At 69.2% G+C, this 24,739-nt stretch carries 22 protein-coding genes; 15 read left to right on the forward strand and 7 right to left on the reverse strand.

All coding sequences use genetic code 11. The features are described 5' to 3' along the window. Positions 1-12: 12 nt before the first annotated feature. On the reverse strand, positions 13-1,296 hold the full coding sequence (gene purD, locus NQ034_RS06990) for a phosphoribosylamine--glycine ligase (RefSeq protein ID WP_257047885.1): 1,284 nt from the start codon (positions 1,294-1,296) through the stop codon (positions 13-15). Positions 1,297-1,363: 67 nt separating this feature from the next. On the opposite strand from purD, the gene NQ034_RS06995 reads away from it, so the two are divergent. The 10 genes from NQ034_RS06995 to purM are packed head-to-tail and all read left to right on the forward strand — an operon-like array spanning position 1,364 to position 13,677. Continuing rightward, entirely contained in the window at positions 1,364-2,857 is a 1,494-nt protein-coding gene (locus NQ034_RS06995) for a DUF3375 domain-containing protein (protein ID WP_257047916.1), read from the forward strand. Beyond that, entirely contained in the window at positions 2,854-3,549 is a 696-nt protein-coding gene (locus NQ034_RS07000; protein ID WP_257047886.1) for a DUF4194 domain-containing protein, read from the forward strand. Before NQ034_RS06995 ends, NQ034_RS07000 begins: the two co-directional genes overlap by 4 nt. Continuing rightward, positions 3,546-6,983 carry an ATP-binding protein gene (locus NQ034_RS07005; RefSeq protein ID WP_257047887.1) on the forward strand — a complete coding sequence of 1,146 codons (3,438 nt, stop codon included), beginning with the start codon at positions 3,546-3,548 and terminating at the stop codon, positions 6,981-6,983. The genes NQ034_RS07000 and NQ034_RS07005 overlap by 4 nt, the downstream gene beginning before the upstream one ends. After that, entirely contained in the window at positions 6,980-8,218 is a 1,239-nt protein-coding gene (locus NQ034_RS07010) for a Wadjet anti-phage system protein JetD domain-containing protein (RefSeq protein WP_257047888.1), read from the forward strand. The genes NQ034_RS07005 and NQ034_RS07010 overlap by 4 nt, the downstream gene beginning before the upstream one ends. Continuing rightward, positions 8,215-9,252, forward strand: coding sequence for an asparaginase (locus NQ034_RS07015; protein WP_257047889.1), 1,038 nt, complete (start codon positions 8,215-8,217; stop codon positions 9,250-9,252). Before NQ034_RS07010 ends, NQ034_RS07015 begins: the two co-directional genes overlap by 4 nt. Beyond that, the gene (locus NQ034_RS07020; RefSeq protein WP_257047890.1) at positions 9,252-9,650 is read left to right on the forward strand and encodes a sterol carrier family protein; all 399 of its coding nucleotides are present in this window, start codon (positions 9,252-9,254) and stop codon (positions 9,648-9,650) included. Before NQ034_RS07015 ends, NQ034_RS07020 begins: the two co-directional genes overlap by 1 nt. Next, positions 9,634-11,091, forward strand: a complete 1,458-nt coding sequence (locus tag NQ034_RS07025) for an aldehyde dehydrogenase family protein (protein ID WP_373456799.1) — start codon at positions 9,634-9,636, stop codon at positions 11,089-11,091. The genes NQ034_RS07020 and NQ034_RS07025 overlap by 17 nt, the downstream gene beginning before the upstream one ends. A gap of 47 nt (positions 11,092-11,138) precedes the next feature. Beyond that, positions 11,139-12,026 (forward strand): EamA family transporter, encoded by an 888-nt coding sequence (locus NQ034_RS07030; protein WP_257047891.1) that lies wholly within the window; start codon positions 11,139-11,141, stop codon positions 12,024-12,026. Positions 12,027-12,036: 10 nt separating this feature from the next. Continuing rightward, positions 12,037-12,534 carry a hypothetical protein gene (locus NQ034_RS07035; protein WP_257047892.1) on the forward strand — a complete coding sequence of 166 codons (498 nt, stop codon included), beginning with the start codon at positions 12,037-12,039 and terminating at the stop codon, positions 12,532-12,534. A 36-nt stretch (positions 12,535-12,570) separates the two neighbouring features. After that, positions 12,571-13,677 (forward strand): phosphoribosylformylglycinamidine cyclo-ligase, encoded by a 1,107-nt coding sequence (gene purM / locus NQ034_RS07040; RefSeq protein ID WP_257047893.1) that lies wholly within the window; start codon positions 12,571-12,573, stop codon positions 13,675-13,677. 27 nt (positions 13,678-13,704) lie between these two features. Here the strand turns inward: purM and NQ034_RS07045 are convergent, their stop codons facing one another. From NQ034_RS07045 to glpK, 3 genes are all read right to left on the reverse strand, one after another. Then, a complete protein-coding gene (locus NQ034_RS07045) occupies positions 13,705-14,298 on the reverse strand; it encodes a helix-turn-helix domain-containing protein (protein ID WP_257047894.1) in 594 nt (197 codons plus the stop codon). A 33-nt stretch (positions 14,299-14,331) separates the two neighbouring features. Then, positions 14,332-14,580, reverse strand: coding sequence for a DUF3073 domain-containing protein (locus NQ034_RS07050; protein WP_257047895.1), 249 nt, complete (start codon positions 14,578-14,580; stop codon positions 14,332-14,334). A 173-nt stretch (positions 14,581-14,753) separates the two neighbouring features. Then, entirely contained in the window at positions 14,754-16,307 is a 1,554-nt protein-coding gene (gene glpK, locus NQ034_RS07055; protein WP_257047896.1) for a glycerol kinase GlpK, read from the reverse strand. Positions 16,308-16,346: 39 nt separating this feature from the next. Between glpK and NQ034_RS07060 the strand changes: the two genes are divergently transcribed. The 3 genes from NQ034_RS07060 (at position 16,347) to metE (ending at position 20,599) form a co-directional block, all read left to right on the forward strand. Further along, positions 16,347-17,162 carry a DUF8083 family protein gene (locus NQ034_RS07060; RefSeq protein ID WP_257047898.1) on the forward strand — a complete coding sequence of 272 codons (816 nt, stop codon included), beginning with the start codon at positions 16,347-16,349 and terminating at the stop codon, positions 17,160-17,162. A gap of 111 nt (positions 17,163-17,273) precedes the next feature. Beyond that, a complete protein-coding gene (locus tag NQ034_RS07065; RefSeq protein ID WP_257047899.1) occupies positions 17,274-18,254 on the forward strand; it encodes a methylenetetrahydrofolate reductase in 981 nt (326 codons plus the stop codon). Next, the gene (metE, locus tag NQ034_RS07070; RefSeq protein WP_257047900.1) at positions 18,251-20,599 is read left to right on the forward strand and encodes a 5-methyltetrahydropteroyltriglutamate--homocysteine S-methyltransferase; all 2,349 of its coding nucleotides are present in this window, start codon (positions 18,251-18,253) and stop codon (positions 20,597-20,599) included. Before NQ034_RS07065 ends, metE begins: the two co-directional genes overlap by 4 nt. A 61-nt stretch (positions 20,600-20,660) precedes the next feature. Here the strand turns inward: metE and NQ034_RS07075 are convergent, their stop codons facing one another. The 3 genes from NQ034_RS07075 to NQ034_RS07085 all read right to left on the reverse strand — a co-directional run bounded on the left by NQ034_RS07075 (position 20,661) and on the right by NQ034_RS07085 (position 22,055). Further along, positions 20,661-21,368, reverse strand: a complete 708-nt coding sequence (locus NQ034_RS07075) for a TIGR00645 family protein (protein WP_257047902.1) — start codon at positions 21,366-21,368, stop codon at positions 20,661-20,663. An 80-nt stretch (positions 21,369-21,448) separates the two neighbouring features. Then, positions 21,449-21,874, reverse strand: coding sequence for a hypothetical protein (locus NQ034_RS07080; protein WP_257047904.1), 426 nt, complete (start codon positions 21,872-21,874; stop codon positions 21,449-21,451). Continuing rightward, a complete protein-coding gene (locus tag NQ034_RS07085; RefSeq protein ID WP_257047905.1) occupies positions 21,867-22,055 on the reverse strand; it encodes a helix-turn-helix transcriptional regulator in 189 nt (62 codons plus the stop codon). Before NQ034_RS07085 ends, NQ034_RS07080 begins: the two co-directional genes overlap by 8 nt. Before the next feature lie 77 nt (positions 22,056-22,132). Here NQ034_RS07085 and NQ034_RS07090 point away from each other — a divergent pair, with 77 nt between their 5' ends. Then, positions 22,133-22,681: a hypothetical protein gene (locus NQ034_RS07090; protein ID WP_257047907.1), complete on the forward strand. Its 549-nt coding sequence runs from the start codon at positions 22,133-22,135 to the stop codon at positions 22,679-22,681. A gap of 119 nt (positions 22,682-22,800) precedes the next feature. Beyond that, complete coding sequence (locus NQ034_RS07095) at positions 22,801-24,477, forward strand: HNH endonuclease signature motif containing protein (RefSeq protein ID WP_257047908.1); 1,677 nt, start codon at positions 22,801-22,803, stop codon at positions 24,475-24,477. Positions 24,478-24,739 lie beyond the last annotated feature (262 nt).

Below are 24,739 nucleotides of genomic sequence, written 5' to 3' on the forward strand. Positions count from 1 at the left end.
TTCCTTTCCGGCTCAGGCCCCGGTGGGCACGGTGATGCGCCCGTCGATCGCGGCTTGAGCGATATCGGTACGGTTCTGTTTGCCCGGCCAGTCGATCAGCGCGGCGGCCCGGTAGGCCAGATCGCGGGCGGCGGCCAGGGTGTCGCCGGAGGCCACGACGGACAGGACGCGCCCGCCGTCCGTGACGATCTCGCCAGTGGTGCCCAGTGCGGTGCCCGCGTGCAGGACGAGGACGCCGGGCAGGGCCGCGGCCTCGTCCAGTCCCGTGATCGGATCGCCCTTGCGCACGGTGCCGGGGTAGCCGGCGGCGGCCAGCACCAGGGTGACCGAGGCCTGCTCGGACCAGACCAGCGGGTCGATTTCGGCCAGCCGGCCCTGGGCGGCGGCCAGCAGGGTCTGACCCAACGGGGTCTGCAGCCGGTCCAGCACCGACTGCGTCTCCGGATCGCCGAAGCGCACATTGAACTCGACGACCTCGATGCCCTTCTTTGTCAGGGCCAGGCCGCAGTACAGCAGGCCGGTGAACGGGGTGCCGCGGCCGGCCATCTCGTCGACCACCGGCTGGGCCACCAGCCGGGTGATCTGCTCGGCCACATCCGCCGGCGCCCACGGCAGGGGCGAATAGGCGCCCATCCCGCCGGTGTTGGGGCCGGTGTCGCCGTCGCCGATCCGCTTGAAGTCCTGCGCGGGCGCCAGCGGCACCGCGGTGGTGCCGTCGCACAGCACGAACAGGGAGACCTCGGGCCCGGCCAGATAATCTTCGATGACCACCCGGTCGGAGGCCGAGAGGCAGTCGGTGGCGTGCGCCAGCGCTGTCTCGAAATCCTCGGTCACGACCACGCCCTTGCCGGCGGCTAGGCCGTCGGCCTTGACCACGTGTGGGGCGCCGAACTCTGTCAGGGCCGCTTTTGCCTGATCGACGGTGGTCGCTGCGACCGAGGCGGCGGTCGGCACGCCGGCGGCGGCCATCACCTCCTTGGCGAAGGCCTTCGAGCCCTCCAGCCGGGCGGCCGCGGCATCGGGGCCGAAGACGGGGAAGCCGGCGGCGCGCAGGGCGTCGGCCACCCCGGCGACCAGTGGGGCCTCTGGCCCGATGACCACCAGGTCGGCTCCGAGGTCTCCGGCCAGCGCGGTGACGGCCGCTGGATCGGTGGCCTCGACGTTCCGGATTTCGCACATTCCGGCGATGCCGGGGTTGCCCGGGGCGGCGATGATCGCATCGACTCCGGGATCGCGGGACAAGGCTGCAACGAGGGCGTGTTCGCGGGCGCCCGACCCGATGACAAGAACCTTCACGTCCTGCATTTTATCGTGGTTGCCGACACCCCTGTGGCGCTCGGTAGGCTAGGGGGTTGTGAATCAGATGAGCGAGGTCCATCGGCTGCACCGGCTGATGGCGGAAGATCCTGCGTGGCGCCTGCTGCGCAGCGACACCGTGTACTTCGCCGCGGCCCTGTTGCCCCAGCATCTGAGCGCCCAGGAACCCAGGCTGCGCACCGAGGTCCTGTTCGAACTGCTCGACGCGGATCTGGCCGCGATGCGCGAGGAGGGCTTCGAGGTCACCGGGGATGCCGCCGGCTACTGCAATCTGTGGCGCGGCAACGGAATCTTGGCCCGCCGGGTGATCCCCGACAGCCGCGAGGAGACCTATGAGCTGACCCCGGCGGCGCTGAGCGCCTTCGCCTTCATCGCAGGTCTCGAGGACACCCGCGTGTCGATCAACCAGTCGCGCCTGGCCACGATCCAGCAGCGGATCCGCCAGGTGGTCCGCGACACCGACCCGGACGTGATGAACCGGATGCGCGCCCTGCAGCGCGAACGCGCCCGCATCGACCAGCAGATCCAACGGGTGGGCCGCGGCGAGATGCCGCCGGTGGACGACCGGCACGCCGCCGACGATGTCCGCGATGTGCTCAGCCTGGTCGAGGCCCTGCCACGCGACTTCACCCGCGTGCGCACCCAGCTCGAGGAGATCAACCGGAACCTGCGCGAGAAGCTCATCGACTCCTCCGGGCAGCGCGGCACCGTGCTCGCCGATGTGTTCCGCGGGGTCGACCACCTGGCCGAATCGGACGCCGGGCGCAGCTTCGAGGGGTTCTACGGCCTGATCATGGACCCAGAGCTGGGGGCCGAATTCGAGGACAACATCGAGGTGCTGGCCCACCGGCCCTTCGCCCGCACCCTGCCGGCGTCGGACCTCCGGTTCCTCGAGGACCTGATGGGACTCATGCAGGACCGGTCCGCCGAGGTCGAATCCGTGATGACGAACCTGACGCGCTCGCTGCGCCGCTTCGTCCAAACCGATGAGTTCCGCACCGACCGGGTGCTCGGCCACGAGATCCGCGCGGCCAATGCCTCCGCCCTCGAACTGTTCCGCCACGTCCAGCCCTATCAGGACACCGGCTTCGACTTCGAACTCTCCGCCATCGACATCTCCTCCCTCGGCGCCTGGCAGCTCTACGATCCCGGCGATGCCCGGATCGACTCCCAGATCGTCGACGCCCCGGAGCCCGAGGCCGTGGACTGGGCCGAGTTGCTGCGCCGCTCGCGCGAGACCGACATCGACTACGAGGAACTGCGCCGCAGCGTCGCCGACGCCTTCGCCGCCGCCGACCCGGCGGGCCGGGCGGCCGGGATCAGCGTGGGCCAGGTGCTGGCACACCGGCCCGCCACCCAGGGCGTGGCCAGCATCATCGGCCTGCTGTCCCTGGCCGGGGATCCCGGCCCGGACACGGGGGAGGAAACCGTGAGCTGGCGGACCATCGCAGGGACCCGGCGGAGTGCGCGGATCCCGCTGACCCGCTTCACCCGGCCACCGGCCGGCAGCCGGGGCTTTCAGCCGAGGAAGGACATATGAGTAACGAGGACGTCGCCAGGGAGAACGCGGAGGACCGGGCAGCGGAGTCGCTGCCCGAGTCCCTGCAGAAGCTGTGGCCCGAGGACACCGGCACCCTGGCCCGCGATTCCCGCAAGGCCCTGGTGGCCCTGCTGCGCGGCCCACAGATCGAAGGGGTCAAGGCGCCCGAACTGTGGCGCGCCATCGACCGCGACGAGGCCGCCCTGCGCCAGGCGCTGGCGAATATGTTCCTGGAGATGGTGATCGACCGGCGCGGCCAGATCGCCTACGTCCGCAATGTCCGCGTCGACGGCGAGACCCTGCACTATACGGTGCGCTCGCGAGCGCTGACGCTCATCCAGTCGGTCATCCTGCTGCACCTGCGCCGGGTTTTCATGAGCGTGGGGGAGCCGCCTGTGATCGTGGGCGCCGACGAGGTCCGCGACGCCGTGCGACCCTACGGCAAGGCCTCGGGGCTGGACGATTCGACCTATGACAAACGCTTCAACGCGGGGTGGACGGAGATGCAGCGGGCGGGGATCGTGCACCGGGCCGCAGAGGAGGGCCGCTTCGAGGTGTCCCCGGTGATCCGGCTGTTGTTCGGCGTGGAGGAGGTGCGCCGGCTGCGCGCGGAGTACGAGCGCCTGCTCGACGAACACGGCGCGGATATCGCAGCGGGTGCGGACATCGAAGCCGGGGAGGCACAGGCATGAGCGAGGCCCTGCAGCTGTCCCTGCTGGACGCCGGCCAGGTCGACGCCCTGGTCCACGCCGGGGCGGAGGTCCCGGCGCCCCGGGATGCGGCGGAACGGGCGCTGGACCGGGAACTGGCCAAACAGCATCGGCTGGCCCGCATCGAGGTGCTCAACTGGGGCACCTTCGGCGGCGACCTGGTCCACGCCCTCGACGTGCCGCGCGGGGGCCTGGTCATCACCGGCCGCTCCGGCTCCGGCAAATCCAGCCTGCTCGACGCGGTGTCGACCGTGCTGGTCCCGCGCGGGCGCCTGCGCTTCAACGCCGCAGCCCAGGACACCGAGCGCCGCGGCAGCGACCGGTCACTCTATTCCTACATCCGTGGAGCCTATAAGCGCGGGGAGTCGGATGCGGAGATCGGCGCGGAGTACCTGCGTCCCGGCGCGACCCGCTCGGCCCTGCTGTTGCGCTTCGACACCGCCGACGGGCAACCGCCGGTGACCCTGGTCAAGTTGTTCCACCTGTCCGCCTCGGGCAGTTCGAACGGCGATATCAAGGAGGTCGGGATCCTGCTGCGCGAGGACGCGCACATCACCGACTTCGCCGAATACACCCGCACGGGCATCGACATCCGCGCGCTGCGCAAGGCCTACGGCAAGTCCGCGGTGTTGGAGAAGCACTCGGCCTTCGTCGCCCGCGTGCTGCGGCCCCTGGGCCTGCACCGCGACGAGGCGGTGGAACTGTGGCACCGCACCATGGCCGCGAAGAACTTCGCGAGCCTCGACGGGCTGTTCCGCGAATTCATGCTCGAACGCCCCAAGACCTTTGCCATCGCCGAGGCCGCGGTGGCCCAGTTCTCCGCGCTCTCGGAGGCCCACGGCTCCGTGGTCGAGGCCCGCAGACAATTGGAGGTCCTCGAGGCCCTGCAGACCCTGGCCCAGGACTGGGAGGCCGCGGGCGCCGAGCTGACCCGGCTCGAATCCCTGCGCGCGGCACTCGACCCGATCACCGAGGTGGTCAGGGCCGAGCTGGCCGCCGACCACCTGGCCGAGGTCACCCGGAAACTCAACGACCGGCGCGAGGAGCGCGTGGCGGCCGACCGTGACGAGACCCGTCTGCAGGAGGAGCGCGATACCGCGCACGCGCAGATGCAGGACCTGGGCGGCGCGCGGATCGAGGTGCTGACCGGCCGGATCGAGGCACTGCGCGCGCAGGCGGACACCGCGGGGCGCCAGTGGGCCCTGCTGGCCCGTCATGCGGCGGCCGCCGGGATCGAGTTCTTCCCGACCAGCGAAGGCGAATACGAGGAACTCAAAGCGGGGCTGCTCGACGATGCCGCCCTGGCGGCCGACCGCGATGCCCGGCGCGAGCGCGCGAACGAGGCCGCAGCGACCCGCCGTGATCTGCGCGAACAGCGCGCGGGCCTGCAGCGCGAGCTCGATGTGGCCAGGGCCAGTTCCTCGAACCTGGGCAGTCGGCTGATCGCCGCGCGTGAACTCATTGCGGAGCAGTCGGGCCTGGAGCCGGTGGACCTGCCGTTCGCCGCTGAGCTGATGGAGGTGCGCGCCCAGGAGCGGGAGTGGACCGGAGCGGTGGAACGCGTGCTGCGGCCCCTGGCGCTGACCCTGCTGACCGGCCCTGAACGGGCCTCGGCGGTGCGCCGGGCGATGGACGCCAACCATCTGGGCGCGCGCATCGAATTGCAGGTCGTTTCCGCCGGGCGGGCGGCACCCGGTGCCGTGGCCGATCCGGACTCCCTGGTCCACAAGATCGAGCTGAAAGCCGATGAGCGCTATCGCGGCTGGTTGGCCGCGACCCTGGCCGAACGCTACGACTTCAGCTGTGTGGCCGACGCCGATGCCCTTGATGCAGTGGACCGTGGCGTCACGGCGGCCGGCCAGGTGAAGTTCGGCGGGGACCGTTTCGTCAAGGACGATCGGTATCGGATCGACGATGCCGCGCGCTGGCTGCTGGGCTTCTCCGCCGATGACAAGGTCGTGCGCCTGGGTGCCGAACTGGCCAGGATCGACAAGGAGCTGGCGGCCGCCGAGGCCCGCTACACCGACCTCGTGGCGCTCGAGGGCGAGGTGGTCAAGCGCCTGAACTTCGCCGACGAAATCCGCCAGACGGACTGGGAGCACATCGACGCGGCCGGGATCGAGGAGACCATGGCCGGGCTGCAGGATTCGCTGGCCACTCTGGGCCGGGAGAACCCCGAGTTGGCTCAGGCGCAGGCCAGGGAGACGGAACTGACGGCCAGGCTGGCGCAGGCCCGTGCCCTGGCCAGGGACCTCGAGGTCGGGGTCGAGACCCTGGTGCGGCGCCAGGGCGAACTCAAACGGACCCTGCAGCGGGCCAGGGACAGGGCCCAGGTGGCCGGTGAGCTGCCCGCCGAGGTGGCGCAGGAGGCCCGCGGTCTGCTGTTCGCACAGAAGCGCCGGCTGGAGGTCGACGAGCTCGACGCGCGCGCCAAACAGGTCGCCGATGAGCTCTTCGCCCGCTCCGCCACGGCCCAGCAGGCCAAGGGGTCGGCCGAGACGGGATTCGCCCAGGGCGCGACCTCCTTCCAGAAACAGTGGCCGGCGGCCCTGCCGGAGGCCGGTGCCGAAGTCGCGGACCGTGCCGTGTTCGCCGCCCTGCGCGCCCAGCTGGTGACCGACAATCTGCCGGTGTTCGAAGCCAGGTTCAAGGAGATGCTGGCGGAGCAGTCGATGAAGCAGATCGGCCAACTGCGCAATCAGATCACCCGGGCGCCGGGCGAGATCCGCAAGCGCATCGAACCGGTCAACGAATCGCTGGCGGGCAGTCAGTTCGACACCGACCGGTATCTGCGGATCGAGCCGCGCGAGGTCCGCTCGACCGAGGTCAAGACCTTCATCGGGGACCTGGGGAAGATCGCCGGGGGCTACGGCGAACAACTCGACGGCCCGGCGGCCGAGGAGAAATTCGCGTTGATGGAGCGGGTGATCGCGCGCCTGGGGGATGCCGAGAACCGCAGATGGCGCGATGCCGTGCTCGACACCCGCCGTCACGTCACCTTCGTGGCGATCGAATCCGACGGCGCGGGCAACCGGACCGATATCTACGAGTCCTCGGCCGGCCTGTCCGGTGGGCAGCGGCAGAAGCTCGTCATCTTCTGCCTGGCGGCGGCTCTGCGCTATCAACTGGCCGATCAGTCATCGGGCATCCCGACGTTCGGCACCGTGGTGCTCGACGAGGCCTTCGACAAGACCGATGCGAGCTTCACCCGGATCGCGATCGAGGTGTTCCTCGACTTCGGCTTCCACCTGCTGCTGGCCACCCCGGAGAAGCTCCTGCCCACCCTCGAGCTCTACGTCGAGGGTCTGGCCCAGGTGACCTCGAGCGACCGTAGCTCCTCGCGGGTGGTACCGGTCATGTGGCGGGCCGAACCCACGGAGGCCGCCGAGTCCGAGGAACCGGTGGACCCGGCGTGAAGTCCACCGCCGAGGCCACGGGCGAACTGCGCAGGAGGGTCGAGCGCCGCCTGCGCGACTGGGCGCTCGGCGGGGAGTTCACGGCACTGCGCACCTCGAGTGCGGCGCCGACGGAGGACACGGCCTGGGCCGATATCCCCGCCTTCGAACGGTGGCTGGCCGACTGGCGGCTGTTCGCGGCCTCGCATCAGGGGATCGACGGCCTCACCGTCGACTGGGCCACCCGCCGCTGGGCCGGGGCGACCCGGCAGCAGCTGCCCGTGCGGCTGCGCCTGGACACGCGCACCGCCGCCCTGCGCCTGACGGGGCTGACCGAGCGCTTCTCCCTGATGCGCGCCCGGGCGCGCCTGCTGGCCGGGATCGGCGGTGGACTGGTCGAATCCACACCGGCACCCGAGGTCGCGGCCGCCCTGCGCCCGCTGCTGGGCCGTCTGGCCGAACTGCCGGCGGTTGAGGTGGACCGGCTGGCCGCCGTGCTCACCTGGTTCGTCGAACACCCGGAGGAGGATGTGGAGGCGGCGGACGGGCACCTGCGGCCGCCCTCGGTGCGCGAACTGCCGATCGAGCGGGTCGACACCAAATGGATCGAGACCCACCGCGGCCTCATCGCCCCGCTGCTGCCGGTACTCGCCGCAGGCCGGGCCAGGCGGCTGCGGCACAAACAGCCCCTGGTACGGGTGCGGATCCTCGACCCCACAGCCCTGACCGGTCCCTGGCCCGCCGGGATCGACGACGTCTCCCTGCCGGTGGACCAGGCCGCGCGCCTGGCAGTGGCGCCCGGCACCACCGTGCTGGTGGTGGAGAACGAGGAGAGCTTCCTGTCATTGCCGGCGGTCGGCTCCGCCGGCAACGGCGCGGACGTTCCGATGGGCCTGGCGATCTTCGGCGATGGCAGGGCCGCCGCAGTCCTGTCCGGCCTGGACTGGCTGGACGACTGCCGGATCCTGTACTGGGGCGATGTGGACACGCACGGCTTCGCGATCCTCGACATGGTCCGCGCGCGCTTTCCGCGGACCCGCTCGGTGCTCATGAACGCCACGGTTCGCGACCGGTTCGCCCACCTGGCCGGGCGGGAGCCGACCCTGTTCACCCGGACCGCTGACGAACTGACACACCTCACCCCCGCCGAGCGCGCCTGCTGTGCGAGCCTTGCCGGATTGGGGGACTACCGCCTGGAACAGGAGCGAATCCCCTGGTCCTATGTGTTGGCCACCCTGGGTAGGGTGGAGGCATGAATGAGACCTTCAAGGCCCAGTCCGCAGTGGAACTGGCGGTTGTGGAACGCTCCGGCTTCATCGAATCGCGCCATCTGGGTTCGGCCATCGTGGTCGACACCGCGGCGGCGGATACCGGTCAAACGCTGATCGAACTGGGCGCGGTCGACGAACCGGTGCTCACCCGTTCCTGCCTCAAGCCCTTCCAGGCGATCGCCTGCATGGAACTGGGCGTTCCCCTGTCCGGCCTGACGGCCGCCCTGGCCACGGCCAGCCACAATGCGGAGTTCGGCCAGGTCGAGGTCGTCGAGAAGATGCTGGCCAGTGTCAACCTGTCCGAGGCGGACCTGCAGTGCCCGTCGGTCGCCCCTGCCGACCGCGACGCCCGGATCGCCACCCGCGGATCCGGCCGGTTGACCTCGCCGCTGTACTACAACTGTTCGGGCAAGCACGCGGCCTTCCTGATGGCCCAGAAGCTCACGGGTGAACCCGTGAAGGACTATCTGGATCCCGAATCGCGGATCCAGCGGCATGTGCGCGCCGTAGTCGAACGCTACTGCGGCCAAGCACCCCTGTACACCGGGATCGACGGCTGCGGAGCCCCCGTGCACGCGCTCGATCTGCGCCATCTGGCGCTGGGCATCGGGCGGGTCGGCGCGCGCACCACACCGGAGGCCGCCACACTGATGGAGGGCGTGTTCGCCGAACCCTGGGCGATCGAAGGGCACGGGGCACCGAACTCCGTGGTGATCGAACGTTTGGGCGTGTTCGCCAAGATCGGGGCCGAGGGCGTGCTCGTCATGTCGACCCCAGCCGGGGTGGCGGTGGCCGTCAAGACCCTGGACGGGGCCTCGCGGGCCAATACGCTCATCGCCCTGGAACTCCTGGTGGCGGCCGGCGCGCTGAGCGCGGAATCGGCACTGGACGTGCTCGGCGATGTGGTGCCGGCCATCACCGGCGGCACGAAGTCCGACGGCACCGTGCGCACCGTTGGCGAGATCAAGACCGCCGAGCGGATCCGGCAGCTGCTGCACGAGCGGGCGGTGGGCGCCTGATGGCGATCAAACGCAAGATCGATCCGGTCGCCGGCCGCGGAGCCTATGAGACCTGGCTGGCGGCCAGGGACACACCAGGCGGGGCGGCGTCCGTGGACCGGCGCACCCTGGCCACAGCCGTGCGCTTCACCCTGGAGGAACTCTCCGAGCGCCATCCGGGCAATTCCGTCGAGGTCCGCGTCCCGCCCTTCTCCGTGGTCCAGGCGATCCCCGGTCCGCGGCACACCCGCGGCACCCCGCCGAACGTGGTGGAGACGGATCCCGCGACCTGGCTGGACCTGGCCTCGGGGCATGTGGACTTCGCCACGGCCCTGGACACCGCGGCGGTACAGGCCTCCGGGATCCGCTCGGACCTCGGGGACTACCTGCCCCTGTGGTCTAATGGGTCACATGACTGAGATGCCCGAAGCCGCGCAGACCTGTTCCTTCATCGCCGGGGAGTCCGTCCCCAGCCGACGCACCTATTCCAATATCGACCCGGCGACGGGCACGAGCCTGGGCGAGGTGGCCAGGGCCGGTGCCGAGGAGGTCGACCGGGCCGTCGCAGCGGCCGCCACCGCCCAGCGGCAGTGGCGGAAGTCCAGTCCGGAACAGCGCTCGCGGCTGCTGGTGGCGGCCGCCGGGCTGATTCGGGCCAAGCGCGATGCACTGGCCCGGCTGGAGAGCGAGGACACCGGCAAGCCGCTGTCCCAGGCCTACGCCGACGTCGACGTGTGCGCCCGCTACTTCGAGTTCTACGGCCACACCATCGAGTCCTACTATTCGACGGTCATCCCGATGGGCGAGGACTTCCACGCCTACACCCGGCGCGAACCCTATGGGGTGACCGGCCACATCGTCGCATGGAACTACCCCCTGCAGCTGGTGGGCAGGGCCGCTGCGACCAGCCTGGCCACCGGCAACTGCGCCGTGGCCAAGCCCGCCGACGAGACCCCGCGCTCGACGGTGGCGCTGGCCCGGATCCTGCTGGAGGCGGGCTTCCCCGCAGGGGCCTTCAACGTCGTCACGGGCCTGGGCGCCGAGGCCGGTGATGCCCTGGCCAACCACCCGGGAGTGGCACACCTGGGCTTCGTCGGCTCCACCGGCACCGGTTCGCTGATCGCCGCGGCAGCGGCCAAGCGCGTCATCCCCACCGTGCTGGAACTGGGCGGGAAGTCCGCGAACATCGTCTTCGCCGATGCCGATGTCGACGCCGCGATCCCCAGCCTGGTCCGCTCGATCGTGCAGAACGCCGGACAGACCTGCTCGGCCGGCGCCAGGCTGCTGGTCCACCGCGCCGTCCACGCCCAGGTGGTGGAGAAGATGGCGGCGGCGATGGAGGAGCTGACCCTGGGCCGCGGCCTGGACGATCCGGGCCTGGGGCCGCTGGTCTCGGCCAAGCAGCTGGCCCGCGTGCAGGGCTTCTTCGAGCGGCTGTCCGCCGGCACCATCGTGACCGGTGGCGCGCGTGTGGCGGTCCCCGGTGCGGACCTCGCCGATGGGGCGTTCTTCGCCCCCACCATCGTCGACGACGTCGATCCCGCCTCCGAGATCGCCAAGGACGAGGTCTTCGGCCCCGTCGTCGTGGCAACCGAGTTCGACTCCGATGCCACGGCCCTGGAGCTGGCCAACGGCACCGACTACGGACTGGTGTCCGCAGTGTGGACGAAGGACCTCTCGCGCGCCCATCGGATGGCCGCCGGGATCGAGGCCGGCCAGGTGTTCGTCAACACCTACGGCGCCGGCGGTGGGGTGGAGCTGCCCTTCGGCGGTTTCAAGAAGTCCGGTTACGGCCGGGAGAAGTCGATCGAGGCCTTCGACGAGTACACCCAGACCAAGACGGTCGTCGTGCATCTATGAGCCGCGGGGGCGGCGCCCACAGGTTCCGCTACAGGATCTGAGACGGCATGGACGGGACATGGCTGGCACTGGTGCTGGCGGGCTCGGTGGCGCACGCCGGGTGGAATGCGATCGCCAAGACGGTCGCAGGCCACGGCTATGTCTTCGTCTTCTGCTATCAGGCGCTGCAGGCTGTGCTGTTGTTGGTGGGCTTCGCGGGTGTGTCCCTGCTGGCACCCGGTATGTTGGGGCCGGCCCCGAATTGGATCGCGCTGGGCGCCGGTGCCGTCACGGGGCTGTTGCACATGGCCTATTCCCTGTCCCTGCAGACGGGCTACGAGCGGGCCGATATGTCCGTGGTCTATCCGACGGCCAGGGGAGTGGGCCCGCTGGTGACCATGCTGGTGGCGATCGCGGTGCTCGGCCAGCGCCCCGGCGCCCTGGGCATCATCGGGGGCGTGCTGATCCTGGTCGGGATCACCGTGGTGACGCTGTCGGGTTCGCGCTCCGGGGGCTCCGGCCGGATCGGGGCGGGCATCCGCTGGGGCGCCCTGACGGGCCTGGCGATCGCCGGCTATACGCTGTTCGACGACTTCTCGGTGAACCGGCTGGGCCTGTCCCCGGTGCTGTACTACGGACTGGGATGCGCCTGCGTGGGCCTGCTGATGGCCCCGCGGGTGCTGCACAGTGCCGGGGCGCGGGCTGAGGTGGCCTTCGTCGTACGCCGCTACGGCAGGCAGACCCTGGCCGTCGGCCTGCTCTCGCCGACGGCCTATCTGCTGGTGCTCTATGCGATGCAACACGTTTCGGTGGCCCTGGTGGCACCGCTGCGGGAGACCTCGATCATCATCGGCACGCTGTTCGCCTGGTGGTTCTTCGGCGAACGTGGCTTGGCGCCCAAGCTGGCGGGCGCGGGCATCGTCCTGGCGGGCATCGCCTGTATCGCGATCGTCTAGACTGGAGCGCATGCCCAGCAATGCTCCACAGCCCGAGAAATCCACCGAGTCCACCGTTCCGGCCACCCCGGAACCCGCCACCCCGGAACCCCGGCAGTTGCACGAGGACATCCAGGTCCGCGTGCGGCGCAGCCCCAAGTACTCGGTCTTCATCGTCGCGGGCATCGTCCTGGGCTTCATCGTCGCCGGTGTCCTGGCAGTGCTGCCGGTCGACACCTCGCAGCTGACCGGCGAGTTCACCCGGAGCCAGGCCTTCGGCCTGCTCATGGCGATCCTGGGCGTGGTCGGCGGCTTCCTCGGCGCGATCGTGGCGCTGTTGGTGGACCGGCGCGCAACCAAGCGGGCCCGGGTGCTGACGGTGGGCGCCGAATACGTCGCCGAGGCCATTCCGGCTACCGTGGCCGGACCCGTGACGCGCAAGGAGCGGCGGGCGGCGAAGAAGGCCGAGCGGGCTGCCGCGCGTGCGGGGGAGCCCGCGGGGAAGCCCGGCTCCGATATGGGAGAATAGGCGAGTCACCTCCGTCTACCCCGAGAAGGCCAGCGTATGACCACGACACCCGAAACCCCCGCATCCGGGACAACCTATGCCGCAGCAGGCGTGGACGTGGAGGCGGGTGACAGGGCCGTCGAGCTGATGAAGGAGGCGGTCTCGCGCACGCACACCGCCGGTGTGTTCGGCGGGGTCGGCGGTTTCGCCGGGATGTTCGACGTCAGCTTCCTGCACGGCTACAAACAGCCCCTGCTGGCCACCTCGACCGACGGGGTGGGCACCAAGGTCGCGATCGCGCAGGCCCTGGACATCCACGACACGATCGGCTGGGACCTCGTCGGCATGGTCGTCGACGACATCGTCGTCGCCGGCGCCAAACCGCTGATCATGACCGACTACATCGCCTGCGGGCACGTGGTGCCCCAGCGGATCGCCGACATCGTGCGCGGCGTGGCCGAGGCCTGCACGGCGGCCGGCGTCTCCCTGGTCGGCGGGGAGACCGCCGAGCATCCTGGCCTGTTGGGGCCGGACGAATACGATGTCGCCGGTGCCGCCACCGGGGTGGTGGACGCCGCCGATCTGCTGGGTGCCGAGAAGGTGCGCGCCGGCGACGTGCTCATCGGACTGCCCTCGTCCGGCCTGCACTCCAATGGCTACTCGCTGGTGCGCCGCATCATCGCCGACGCCGGTTGGAAACTGGACCGCGAGGTCCCGGAATTCGGCCGTACCCTGGGCGAGGAGATCCTCACCCCCACCCACGTTTACTCCGGCGAGCTGCTGCGGGTGCTGCAGGAGCATCCGGGTGCCGTGCACTCGATGAGCCATGTGACCGGCGGCGGGCTGTCGGCGAACGTGGCCCGCGTGCTGCCGGTGGGCACCCTGGCCACAATGCGGCGCGGCTCCTGGGAGGTCCCCGCGGTGTTCAACGTGCTGGGCGATCTGGGAGGGGTGCCCGGGGCCGACCGCGAACGCACCTGGAACCTGGGTGTGGGCATGGTGTTGGTGGCCGATGCCGCGGCCGCCGATGCGCTGCTGGCCGCCTACCCCGGTGCGTGGATCCTCGGAGACGTGAGCACCGATGACGGCGCGCTGGCCGGCGATCCCTTCTATGTGCAGGGCGCCAAGGGCGTCGACGGCGGGGCTGCGATCCTGCTCGACTGACCGGCTCTGAAATCAGCGCCGGCGAACTCAGTGCTGGGTGAACGGGGGAACGTGTGTGCGTTCCCCCGCTCTGCTGTAGAGGCTGAGGTATTCGGCGGTGTCATCGGTGCGCTCATTGCCCAGGGCATGGGCCGTGCGCCCGTCGAACTGCACCGCCTGGCCGGCCGTCAGGGTGTAGGTGCGCGGGCCCAGCCGCAGCCACAGGGAACCCGCGACAACATAGAGCCACTCATGGCCCGTGTGCATGCGCAGATCGGCACGGGAGCCCACCCGGCGCGATTCGGCCGGCCGCAGGATGTGCCGGTAGATGCGCAGCGGGGTGTCGGCATGGGCCAGTGCGGTGACGGTTTCGCCTGGCAGGTTCGCCCTGCGGGGGTTCACCCTGGCCTCCGTCAACGGCGGTCCGCCCACCAGATCGTCCAGGGGGACATGGTAGAGGCGCGACAGCGGCAGCAACAGCTCCAGGGTGGCCTTGCGCTCACCGGATTCCAGCCGTGACAGAGTCGAGGCGGAGATGTGTGTGGAGTGTCCGACCTCGGCCAGGGTGAGGTTCTTGGCCGTGCGTGCAGCCTTGAGGCGGGTTCCGATGCCGGTCAGGGCCTCGTCGATCGTCGCGTCCATGGCCTTAAGCCTAGCCGCAGCGCGGGAGCCGGTTCAGTTGGACCGGTCGTGGTCCTTCGATTCGGACTCCTCGATGACATCGGCCCATTCCGCGTACTTGTCCGCGTAATCCGAATAGTCATCGTCGGGGTCCTCAGCGTAGTCATCCTGGAAATCGGGAGCTGCCTGCTCCGATTCCGAACCGAGTTCCCTCTGGAGAGCATTCAAATCGGTGTCCGGACTGAAATACTTGAGCTTCCGGGCTACCTTGATCTGCTTCGCCTTAGCGCGGCCGCGACCCACAGGCGTCGACCCCCTCCGTCTAGGTCCAGGATGCCCTTATACAGGCCCCGGTGCAATTCTCACAAATGTCCTTATGACGGATAATGTTACCGGTTATCGGCTGCAGTTGCCATTTCGCGGACACGGTCGTGAGATGAGACACGCCGCGGGCCCACTCGCGGTGGGACCCGGCTTCACTCCACCCAGTCGAAGGTTCTGGTCACCGCCTGCTTCCAGCGGGAGAACAATTCCTCCACCCGTTCCCGCGGCATCTGCGGGGTCCAGCGGCGGCCCGGCTGCCAGCGGCCGGTGACATCGTCCTCGTCACGCCAGAAGCCCACCGCGATGCCGGCGGCGAAGGCCGCTCCCAGGGCGGTGACCTCGGTGATCTGCGGGCGCACCACCGGGACCTGCAGGAGGTCGGCTTGGAACTGCATGAGGAAGTCGTTGTCCGTCATCCCGCCGTCGACCCGCAGCTCGCTCAGGGCCACCCCGGAATCGGCGTTCATCGCCTCGATCACCTCGCGGGACTGATAGGCGGTGGACTCCAGGGCCGCGCGCACGATGTGGGCCCGGTTGACGAACCTGGTCAGCCCGACGATCACCCCGCGCGCATCGGGGCGCCAATACGGTGCGAAGAGCCCGGAGAAGGCCGGCACGATGTACGTATCGCCCGAATCCGGCACCGACTTCGCCAGGGCCTCGGACTGGGCGGCGTCGGTGAGCATCCCCAGATTGTCGCGTAGCCACTGGATGAGCGAACCGGACACCGCGATCGAGCCCTCCAGGGCGTACACCGGCGCCCGCCCACCCAACTGGTAGGCGACGGTGGTCAGTAGACCGTTATCGCTGATCACCGGCTCACCGCCGGTGTTCATCAGCATGAAGTTGCCGGTGCCGTAGGTGTTCTTCGACTGGCCGGGGGTGAAACAGGCATGCCCGAAGGTGGCGGCCTGCTGATCGCCCAGGATGCCGGCGATCGGCACGCCGGCCAGGAAGCCGTGCGGGCGACCGTGGCCGTAGACCTCGGAAGAGGTGCGGATCTCGGGCAGCATGGACATGGGGATGCCGAAATCGGCTGCGATATCGGCCTCCCAGGACAGGGAGCGGATGTCCATGAGCATCGTGCGCGACGCATTCGTCACATCGGTCAGATGCACCCCGCCCTTGGGCCCTGGCCCCTGCGGGCCACCCGTGAGGTTCCACAGCAACCAGGTGTCGGTGGTGCCGAAGAGCAGGTCCCCGGCCTCGGCCGCGGCGCGCGCACCCGGCACGTTCTCCAGGATCCAGGCGATCTTGGGTCCGGCGAAGTAGGTCGCAAGGGACAGTCCGACGCGCTCGCGGTACCGATCGTCCCCGGCGGGTCCTCCCTCGGGTGCGCCGGCGGCCAGGCGCTCGCAGATCTCGCGGGTCCGGATGTCCTGCCACACGATGGCGTTGTAGACCGGCTCGCCGGTGTGCCGGTTCCACACGACCGTGGTCTCACGCTGGTTCGTGATCCCCACCGCGGCGATCCGGGAGGCGTCGAGTTCCGCCTTGGACAGGCAGTCGGCGACGGCCCGGCGGACATTGCGCCAGATCTCCAGGGGGTCGTGTTCGACCCAGCCCGCGCGCGGGAAGATCTGCTCGTGTTCCAACTGGCCGATCGACACGATCGATCCGGCATGGTCGAACAGGATCGCCCGGGACGACGTCGTCCCCTGGTCGATCGCCATCACGTAGTCGCGGGTGGGGCTGCTTGCGGACATGGTTCGATCCTACTAGCGCGCGCCAAGTAGGGTAGCGGTATGCCCTATGCGCGTGACTTCCAGATCGACCTGCGGGTCTTCGAGCCGATCGAAATGCACCCCGATCTGGCTGACTACCCTGTCAGCGAGAACCGGGATATGATCCTGGACCTGGTCGCGGCCGATGCCGATAAGCGATTGCTGAGCCTGCCCCCGGATCCGATCGCCGACTCCTACCGGGGCACGCCTATCTTCATGCCCGGCTCCGAGGCCGGCGACGGGCTGGACCGCGTGTGCCCGGTGCAGGACGATATCCGCTCCTGGGCCGCGCTCGATTCGCTCGAGGACGATCTGCCCAGGGCCGAGCTCGACCTGGTGGTCCCGAAGTCGGCGCGCCGCCGGGCGGCCGCGCACCGGGTCGAATGGCTGCAGGACGACCCCGATCAGCGGATCTTCACCCGGACCGCGGCCTGGGACATCTCCCCGGTGTGGTGGCTGGCACTGGATCCGGAGGAGGACCGGGTGATCGTCAGTGAGCGCGCCGGCGCCCCGTGGGTGCGTATCCGTGTCCCCGTGCTCACCGCCTCGGCCCGGGTCGAATGGGCGGCCGGGGTGCTGGAGGAGAAGTCCCGGTTGACGACTGTGCGGGAATCGACGGTGGCCTTCGGCGAATGGTTGGACTCCTTCGACCTCAACGCGATCGTGGAATTGGACCTGGGCGGGATGACCGGGGTGCTGTGGCCGGACACCGGTGCCGGCCTGGTGACCGAGTGGATCGACTCGCTGGACATGGACAATCCGGAGGGCGCGCGGGCTGCTTTCGAAGAATACTCGAACCACTGGGAGCGCCTGGTGCTGTACGCACGGGCGAATTGAACAGCAGTTATAGACCGCGCCTATGGTGAGTCATATATGGTGCGTATAAATCTATGACCGAATGTGACGCGGCACTTTCCCGGCTCGTCCGGTGGACCTATCGTGGCTGGCATGAACACGACATCGGGAACGGTATCCGCCTCGGCTCCCCTGGACGAGATAGCGCCGGGCGGGCGTCCCGCCGGCCCCGGTGACTCGCGGCTGGCCCTGTCCTTCGAGGTCATCCCGCCGGGCACCGCGGCCGGCCGGGCCCGGTTGCCCGCGCTCATCTCCACCCTCGAGGGCTATGCCCCCGACTATGTGGCGATCACCAGTTCGGGCAAGTCCGGGTGGGCGGCCGGTACGCGCGACTTCGTGCGCGAGCTCGACCAGACCACCCGGCTGCGCCCGCTGGCCCACATCACCTGCATGGGCGCGCCCCGGGCGGAACTGGTCCACCAGGTCGAGGACTTCGTCGACGCGGGGGTCCGCGGTTTCCTGGCGATCCGCGGGGACCTGGAACCGGGGTCCAGCGCCCCTCCGGCGGGGCACCTGGCCCATGCCAACGACTTAGTCGAACTCATCCGGCGGGTCGAGGCCAGGGACTTCGCCCGCTTCGCCGCCGGCCGGTTGTCGGTCGGGGTGGCCGCCTATCCCTCCGGGCACGCGGAATCCACGGGGGTCGACGAGGACATCGACGTGCTGCTGGCCAAGCAGCGGGCCGGCGCGGACTTCGCGATCACCCAGCTCTTCTTCGACCCCGAGGCCTATCTGCGCCTGTTGGAGCGCTCCCGCCTGGCCGGGGTGCACCTGCCGATCGTGCCGGGAATCCTGCCGGTGACCTCGGCGGCCCGGCTGCAGCGGATGGCGCACCTGTCGGGGCTTACGCCCCCGGCGGGGCTGGACGCCCGCCTGGAGAGCGCCTCGGAGGCCGAACAGCGTGACATCGGGTTGGCCTTCACCGCCGAACTGGCCGCACGCCTGCTCGACGGGGGAGCCCCCGGACTGCACATCTACACATTCAACAACCCACGGGTGGTCGGCGATCTGTTCGATCGGATCGACCGCGGACGCCTGACCACCCGAAACCATCAGAGAGAGGCGAGGCAATGACTGCCGAAACCACCCGGCTGCGCGGACCGCAGCTGCCCCAGGCCACCGTCACCGGCTATCCGCGGATCGGGCCGAACCGGGAACTGAAGAAGGCGCTCGAATCCTTCTGGGCCGGCGACATCACGGAGGCCGACCTGGAATCCGCCGCGCACAGCCTGCGCCTTGACACCTATGCCCGGCTGAAGGATCTGGGGCTGACGGAGGCCTATTCGATCCCGGCGGACTTCGCCTGGTACGACCACGTCCTGGAAACGGCGATCACGGTGGGCCTGCAGGGCGGTGCGGTGGACACGGTCACCGCACAGCAGTACTTCGGACTGGCCCGGGGGAACGAGAAGCGGGCGCCGTTGGAGATGACGAAGTGGTTCGATACGAACTACCACTACTTGGTGCCCGAGGTCTCCGGCGACGCCGAGCGGACCTTCACCGCGCGCGCCGACCGACTGCTCAAGCTGGTCAAGGAGGGCCACGACGCGGGGCACACGCTGCGGCCGGTCCTGGTGGGGCCCGTGACCCTGCTGGCCCTGTCCAAGGCGGCCGGCGCCGAGGACGCGGAACCCCTGGCACACCTCGAGAAGCTGGTCGACGCCTACGCCGAGGTGCTGGCGGAGCTGGCCAGGGCCAATGTCGACTGGGTGCAGCTGGACGAGCCGGCCCTGGTCGCGGACCTGGAGACGGCCTCGGACGCTGAGCTCGCCGCCGCCTACAGCCGGGCGTACGAGCGGCTGCTGGAGCCCGTGCCGGGCCGGCAGCGCCCGCAGGTTCTGGTGGCCACACCCTACGGTGCCCTGCAGACCGGGCTGGGCGCCTTGGCGCAGACCCCGCCGGAGGCCGTGCACGTCGACCTGTCGGCCACGGTGCTCGAGCGCGATCCGGAGTACGCTGCGCGCGTGGCCGCCGTGCTGCCGGAATCCGTCGGGCTGGTCGCCGGCGTCATCGACGGGCGCAATGTGTGGGCCGCCGACCTTGAATCCGTGTACGCCCAGGTCTCCGAACTCGGCCGGTCCGTGACCGTGTCGACCGGGACCTCGCTGCTGCACGTGCCCTATTCCCTGGCCCCGGAGACCAAACTCCCCGTCGATGTGGCCGGCTGGCTGTCGTTCGCCGAGGAGAAGGTCTCGGAGGTCGTGGCACTGGGTGATTCGCTCGTCTCCGGCGTCACCGGCCGGGTGCGCTCTTCGAACGCTGCCGTGTTCGAGCGCTCCCGGCGGGCCAAGCGGACCCGTGGGGAGTCGAACCGGACCTTCGACGCCGCGGTGCGCAAGCGCACGCAGGGACTGGCGGAGGCCCCGGTCGACCGGGGCGATCCGGCGGCCCGCCGCGCCGCCCAGCACAGGGCCCTGGGGCTGCCGCTGCTGCCGACGACTACGATCGGCTCCTTCCCACAGACCGTCGAGGTGCGGCGGGCCAGGGCGGATTACCGCGCCGGCCGGATCACCTCGGACGAGTACGTGGAGGCGAACCGGGCGGAGATCAAGCGGGTCGTCGACCTGCAGGAGGAGCTGGGCCTGGACGTGCTGGTCCACGGCGAGCCCGAGCGCAACGACATGGTGCAGTACTTCGCCGAGCACCTGGAGGGCTTCACCACCACGGTGGCCGGCTGGGTGCAGTCCTACGGCAGCCGGTGCACGCGTCCGCCGATCCTGTTCGGTGACGTGTCCCGGCCCGCGCCGATCACCGTGGAGTGGTCGAGCTACACCGCGGGGCTGACCGACAAGCCGGTCAAGGGCATGCTGACCGGGCCGGTGACGATCCTGGCGTGGTCCTTCGTGCGCGACGATGTGCCGCTGGCCGAACCGGCCTTCCAGCTGGGCGTGGCCCTGGGCGACGAGGTGGCGGATCTGGAGGCCGCGGGCCTGCCGATCGTGCAGGTCGACGAGCCGGCGCTGCGCGAGCTGCTGCCGCTGCGCGCGGCCGACCGGCAGGCCTATCTGGACTGGGCCGTGAAGTCCTTCCGACTGGTCCACGTCGGGGTGGCGCCGCAGACGCAGATCCACACGCACCTGTGCTACTCCGAGTTCAACCAGATCATCGATGCGATCGCGGCCCTGGATGCCGATGTCACCTCGATCGAGGCGGCGCGCTCGCGGATGGAGCTGCTGGCCGGGCTCGACGAGCACTTCACGTCCGAGATCGGACCGGGCGTCTACGATATCCACTCCCCGCGGGTGCCGGGAGTCGACGAGATCGCAGGGCTGATCGAGGCGGCGCTGGAGCACGTGCCCGCCGATCGGCTGTGGATCAACCCGGACTGCGGGCTGAAGACCAGGGGCTATGCCGAGGTCGAACCGGCACTGCACAATATGGTCGCCGCGCGTGACCGGGTGGTGGCCCAGCTGGGCTGAGCTCCGGTTGTCGGCTGGGCCGGCCGGGTTGGAACCAGCTCGGTCGGCCCGGCCGACCCGCTCAGCGGCGCGGGTGCTTCTTTCCGCCGCCGTTTCCGGCGTGCGACTTGCTGTCGATCCACTGCAGGGCGACGGCGGAGATGATGAAGGCCAGATGGATCACCACCTGCGCGATGATCCCCTCCATCGTGTAGGCACTGCCCTCCTTACCCAGGTTGCCGGCCTTGATGAAGGTCGACAGCAGGTGGATCGAGGAGATGGAGATGATGCTGATCGCCAGCTTCACCTTGAGCACATTGGCGTTGATGTGGTGGAGCCAATCGGGTTCATCGGGATGGTCGTCCACGCCCAGCTTGGACACGAAGATGTCGTAGCCGCCCATGATGACCATGATGAGGAGGTTGGCGATCATGACGACGTCGATCAGCCCCAGGACCGAGAGCATGATCGCGTCCTCGTCCAGGTGGTTCAGATTCTGGGAGACGTTGACGATGAGGTGCCACAGGTCGACGAGGAAGACGATGGCGTAGATCAGCAGGGCGATGGCCAGGCCGATGTACAGGGGCGCCTGGAGCCAGCGGCTGCTGAAGATGAACAGGCCCATCTGGCGGGAGCCCGCGGAGCGCCGGTAGTTGCTGAAGTCGTAGTTGCCGTCCGACATCACCGTGGGGGTGTGGGTGAAACTTGACGCCGGTGCTTCCGGGGGGTTCGGCGCCGGGACCCGGTCCGGGTCTGTTGGCTGGGGTTCGGTCGGCTGGTTGTCGCTCACGCGGAGTCCTTTCGTGCAAAAAACGCGTGCCCCCATTATCGCAGCGGATTATGGGGGTCGGACTCAGAGAGAACCCGGCCTCAGAACCGGCGTGCGGCGATCCAGTTCGCAATCGCCCAGACCAGCATATTGCCCAGGAAGAGGGCGAGTGCCACGTAGAGGAGCGGCGAGGGATTTTCCCGGTAGCTCAGTGCGGCCCAGACGTAGAGGGCGAACACCGCCACCAGGTTGAACGCGCCCACCGCGGCCAGGCCGGTCATGCCGATCTGCCGGTCGCGCTCATCGGCGTACTCCAGGGCGTTGACCCGGGCCAGGTCCGTCATCCGGTGCTTGCGCCGGTGGGCGCGGGCCACGGTGATGAGCATGCAGATGAACAGCACGCCCATCCAGAAGGTCATCCACCAGTCGTGCGCAATGGCGCTGACGCCGACAGTGCCGGCCAGGAGGACCAGGACGACCACATTGGGCCAGGAGACGAATAGCTTGTGGTTGGACTTCTCAGACATCGAAGACCTCCTCGACAGTGAGGGAGAAGCGACGGGCCAGCGCGACCGCCAGTTTCAGTGAGGGGTCGTAGCGGCCCTTCTCCAGTGAGTTGATCGTCTGCCGAGACACTCCGACCTCCTCGGCCAGCTTCTGCTGGGACAGACCGTGTTCCGTCCGCAGTTCCTTGATCTTGCTCTGCACATGGAAAGCGTACTTGACAACCTGCCCGGATGTAAAGCACGCTTGTCGTGTCAAACACGCTTTCCATAGGAGGAAACATGTTCGGAACCGGAAGCCTCGAGCAATTGCACGCCTTCGTCCAGGGGCTGCCCGACTGGCTGCACTGGGTCGTTGTCATCCTCGTGGCCGCGGTGCCCTTCCTGGAGGTCTACCTGGGTGCGATCCTGGGCATCGTCATCGGCATCCCGGCGCCCGTGGCCATCGGGGCGGCCGTGATCGGCAATATCGCCTCGATGGCGGCCTGCGCGATCCTGGCCGAGAAGGTGAAGAACAGGGTGCGGGAGCGCCGGGCGGCGCAACCCGGTGCCGCAGCGGCCTCGCCGGATGGGTTGGCAAAGGAGTCCGACCCTGCGCCCAAGTCGGAATCCCGCGGTCGGGCCCGGGTCCGCAAGATCTTCGAGCGCTTCGGGGTCCCCGGCGTTGGTGTCCTGGGACAGCTGCTCGTGCCCAGCCAGTTCACCGCGCCCATGCTGGTGTCCCTGGGGGCGGGGCGCGGCCGCGTGATCGTCTGGCAGTGCGTGGGCATCGTGCTGTGGGGCTGCGTGTTCGGGGGCCTCGCCGTCGCCGGAGTCTACGCGGTGTCCTGAAGGGCCAGTCGTGTCAGACACCAGTCGTGTCAGACCCCCTGCGTAGCCTGGGTGAAAGAGTGGACGAAGCCGCATTCCGGACGCGGACCGGGGAACGGCTCCAGGCGCAAGGGGGCGTCATGCACAGGGGTGGGGAAGAGGAACCGATCGAAGGAGTCGTGCTCGCAGAACTCCTCGGACTGCCGGAGCACGAACGACAACCGGACTGCCATGATGCGCTGGCCTCGGCGATCCGGGGGCAGGCAGCCAGGATCGCCGGCGAGCAGGCCCGCCTGTTCGCCTGGCTCGATCTGGCCGAACGCTCGGGACTGTGGCGGGAGGCGGTGGGGATCTCAGGTTTCGCCCACTGGATCGCCTGGGTCTGCGAGCTCAACATCCATACCGGCAGGGAATACGCCCGCACCCTCAAAGGGCTGCGCCTGATGCCGCGGGTCGCCCAGCTGTTCGCGGCGGGCCGGCTGTCCTATTCGAAGGTCAGGGCGATCACCCGGGCGGCCGGCCGGATCGATCCGGACCGCGCGGCGGATATGGCCGCGGTGGCCACGACTGCGCAACTGGAGCTCATGATCTCGACCTTCGTGCGTGTCGACGATGCGAATCCCGACCGGGGCGGGGCATCGACCGACTCCAAAACACTCCGGCAGATCAACCGGGAGCAAGACCGGTTCGTCTGCCTCGGGCTGGGGGACGGCAGGGCCCGGATCATCGTGGATCTTCCCGAAGCCGAGGCCGCCGAGGTCATGGCCACCGTGCAGAGCCGGCGCGACGGGCTGATCCGGGCGCACCGGGACGGTGTTGCAGAAACCGGCGTTGGAGAAACTGGAGGCCTCGGAGACGATGGGGACGTCCCAGCGGGGACGTGGGGTGCGGTTCCAGGTGGGACTCCGAGCCTGGTCGACGCCTTCCTGACGGCGATCCGCGGCTCGGACAGTGCGGGCTCTGGCAGCGCAGGTGCGGGCCCTGCCATCCTCGATGTCCGGGGCGAGGGACGCCTGGTGGTGCACGTGTCCACCGATGTGCTCGAAGCCGCATTCACCGATTCCAGCGGTGACACGGGCGCCGAACCGGGTCGGGACGTCCCAGCGGGGACGCCACCTGGCGCGGCCGATGCCATCCCGGTCGGCTACGCGGAGGGCTTCGGGCCCCTCGGCGAGGCGACGCTCGGTCGGATGACGTGCAACTCCGGTGTGATCGGGGCTCTGGTGGACGAATTCGGTGATGTTCTGGCGGTGGGCCGGACACACCGGCTGGCCACTCGTAGACAGCGCATCGCCCTGCGGGTGCGTGATGTGAGCTGTCAGTTCCCCGGCTGCGCACGGACCATCGGTCTGGAGGTCCACCACATCCACACCTGGGCCGACGGAGGCCCGACCGATGTGGACAATATGCTGCAGCTGTGTCGGCAGCACCACGTTGCCGTGCACCAGCACCAGCTGCGGATCGTGCGCGGCAATACTCCCTTCACCGGCGCGAATCTATCCGGCACAGGGCGTACCTGCAGCGGATTCCGGTTCTTCACCTCGCACGGGGCCGAAATAGTCCCCAATCCGTGGTCGAATGGGGTCGATGCCACGCTGGGGGATACCGCCACCGGGCCCGGTTCCCACACCGAGTGGCCCACGGGCTGGACGGACGGCTGGCCCGAACGTCGTCCGGACGTCGTGGGGGAAGTCGACAGGATCGCCACGATCGGCGGAGGCTACGGCTTCAACCTGGAGTGGTGTCTGTGGGCGCTGTTCGACATGCAGAAGATCCTGCGCGCTCAGTCGCCTACCGTCATCCAGTCGCCCGCCTGAGCTCAGTCGATCGCGTATTTATCGCCGTTCCAGGTCGCCTGGCAGGTGGTCTCGTCGGTTTCGATCGTCAGCCCGTAATTTCCCCAGTCGTCGAACAGGCCCCAGTCGGTGGCGACCATGCCGGAACCCTGGCACGGCTCTGTTGCAAAAATCGTGAAGCTTGAGCATGCTTGGCGGAGATTGGACGGACGGAACGATGACGGATTTCAAGTGGCGCCATTTCCAGGGTGATGTGATCCTGTGGGCGGTGCGCTGGTATTGT

This window comes from Brevibacterium moorei (assembly GCF_024580735.1).
Classification (GTDB): Bacteria; Actinomycetota; Actinomycetes; order Actinomycetales; family Brevibacteriaceae; genus Brevibacterium; species Brevibacterium moorei.